This window comes from Bacillus sp. P4_D3 (genome assembly GCF_056401855.1).
This window is the reverse complement of sequence record NZ_JBFUIN010000395.1, coordinates 1-2,836: the sequence shown is the minus strand read 5'-3', so window position 1 is coordinate 2,836 and position 2,836 is coordinate 1. Positions and strand designations below refer to the sequence as shown.

At 31.6% G+C, this 2,836-nt stretch carries 3 protein-coding genes; 1 reads left to right on the top strand and 2 read right to left on the bottom strand.

What is annotated here, in order from left to right:
* The coding region (locus tag AC1DTM_RS21675; protein WP_477000848.1) for an NAD(P)-binding protein at positions 1 to 758 on the bottom strand (758 nt) is incomplete at its 3' end.
* 304 nt (positions 759 to 1,062) lie between these two features.
* Complete coding sequence (locus tag AC1DTM_RS21670; RefSeq protein WP_477000847.1) at positions 1,063 to 1,860, bottom strand: cell wall hydrolase; 798 nt, start codon at positions 1,858 to 1,860, stop codon at positions 1,063 to 1,065.
* Between the two features lie 378 nt (positions 1,861 to 2,238).
* On the opposite strand from AC1DTM_RS21670, the gene AC1DTM_RS21665 reads away from it, so the two are divergent.
* Positions 2,239 to 2,836, top strand: a 598-nt coding sequence (locus tag AC1DTM_RS21665; protein ID WP_477000846.1) for a phosphatidylinositol-specific phospholipase C domain-containing protein, incomplete at its 3' end; no start/stop codon positions are given.

Here is a 2,836-nt window from a genome sequence, read left to right as displayed (position 1 = left end):
GTAGTAGCCGTGAAATGTTCATGCTGATAAGAAAGTTTCGTCTCAAATGTATCTTTTAATATAGAACGTAATTGATGTTCTTTCATCTCTACCCTAATACCTAAATCTACACGGGTTTGCTCCTGAGAAATATTTAGAGAAGTGCACATTTCTTTTAACCAATCCGCCCCGGAACGACCGGTTGCAAATACTAATTTCTTAGAATGGACAGTTTCTTGATTTGTATATATTTTAAAATGGTCTTTCTGCTTAACGATATTTTGTACATCTATATGAAATTGGATATCTATTTTGGTAAGTAAAAATTCATAGAGCTGCTGAAAAATGTTACTTGAAAGTGTAGTACCCAGATGCCTTACTTCTGTTGTTAGCATTTGTAAACCACATGTCTCAGCCTTCTTAGTGAGAGTTGGATTTTCTGTAGAATATTTTGAAACTGAACTTCCACCAAACTGACATAGAATTTCATCTACTTCCGCCATGAGTTGCATAAATCCTTCTTTACCTACTTTTTGCTCGAGTTCGCCTCCAAATCCGTTTGTATAATTAAATTTCCCTTCAGACTTTCCTAAACCACCAAACCCGAAATATTTATCACATGCAGTACAGTTACATATTTCCCCTTGTTTTAAAGAGCAATTTCGATGTTCTAACGGTTTACCTTTATCAAGAATTAAAACCTTTTTGTTGCTTTTGGCTAATGTATAAGCCATAAAAATGCTACTCACTCCAGCACCGATAATTGTAATATCATACATATTTTTTCACCTGCTACCGAATAGTTTGTTTGCTATTTTCCTAGTGTATAACAATTTTACAAAGTTAAGAAATAGCTTGTATTAATAAAGTCATAGTTGTGGATTTGATACTTTCTCAATTACTCTAAATGATGAATGAGATACAACAGTTTTTTATTTGAAAAGAGAGATACTTTTAAACAATCATTTTATCATATGGTTAATAAAAAGCTTACATATAAAAAGAACAGACCTTTTAAGTAAAGAGGTCTGTTAATCATTTGAAATAGTTGTTAAGTGAATAAATCTGAAGAAAATTACAGTTTTATTTAGCGAAGACGTGGTTACCGATTACTGCTACTGTTTGACGTGTAGTAATCCATTTGCTTGTTGATGTTTTCGGATTATAGAAATAAAGCCAATCAGAATGTATTCCATTTGTGGAGATAGCCTCTTCTACTGCCATTTTTGCTTCTGCGCTTGCAGGCTGATTAATTCTTCCATCTGTAACAGGGGTAAATGCATATCCGTGTTTAATAGGTTCATAAATAACTCCTGTTATTGTATTTGGAAAACCTTTTGCATTTACACGATTTAATATAACTTTTGCCACTGCCACTTTTCCTTTATATGATTCGCCACCCGCTTCAGCAGTAACTAAGCGTGCCATTAAGTCTTTTTCTTTTTCTGAAATACTTGAATTAATTTTCACATGTTGTCCTGTATAAAGCTTGTTTCCGACTGTATTGTTAATTTGTTTTATAGATTGAACGGTAACATTGTAACGCTTTGCTATAGTTTCTAATGAATCTCCAGGCTGTACTTGATAAAGAATTTGTCCAGAGATGTTCTTAGGTTTGTCGTTTTGATGAACAGTGACCTCATTTGATTTCATGGATCCTGGAATATTTAACTGTTCACCAATAAAAGTTTGATCGTTTCCTTTATTATTCGCTTGTTTAATAGATTGTATTGAAACTCCATATTGTTTACTGATACCCCAAAGTGTATCATTCTTTTTTACTGTATGAATGGTGGAAGCCTCAGTTGCACCTTGATTACATACGAATGTAATTGCTGCTGCAGATAAAGGAATTATATGTTTTATTTTTAATAATTTCATTGTAAATCCTCCCAATAAAAAATTAAGTTTTAACTGTTGAATAATGTAGTTCAGAGTATAAAAGGTATGTATTTATATTTTAATATAAGTATATTAGCACGTATGGAATAAATAATCATCATAAGTTTTTTATTTATATCATGTAGGACCCAAATATGAAATATTGCATATAAAAACACATTGAAGTTCATGTTGTTGATTACTATAATTTATCTAGTAGAAAGGGACTTTAAATTTTCCTAATGCATTGAGAATATGTGAATGATTTTTAAATTTTACTTCTATGTAATATTTCATATTTATGAAATGTTATTTATTAAGTAGCTTATATTATATTCAATAAGTTTGATGTGAAAACAGAAAAAGAGAGGAATAAAAATGAGTAATAAGAAGTTTATTTTGAAATTATTCATATGTAGTACTATACTTAGCACATTTGTATTTGCTTTGAATGATAAGCAAGCAGTTGCTGCTAGCTCTGGTAATGGGCTTGAAAACTGGTCGAAATGGATGCAACCTATACCCGATAACGTACCGTTAGCACGAATTTCAATTCCAGGAACACATGATAGTGGAACGTTCAAGTTGCAGAATCCGATAAAGCAAGTATGGGGAATGACGCAAGAATATGATTTTCGTTACCAAATGGATCACGGAGCTAGAATTTTTGATATTAGAGGGCGTTTAACAGAGGATAATACGATAGTTCTTCATCATGGGCCACTATATCTTTATGTAACATTGCACGAATTTATAAGCGAAGCGAAACAATTTTTAAAAGATAATCCAAGTGAAACGATTATTATGTCTTTAAAAAAAGAGTATGAGAATATGAAAGGGGCAGAAAATTCATTTAGTAGCACGTTTGAAAAAAAATATTTTCTTGATCCTGTCTTTTTAAAAACAGAAGGGAATATAAAACTAGGAGATGCTCGAGGGAAAATTGTAGTACTAAAAAGATATAGTGGTAGTAATG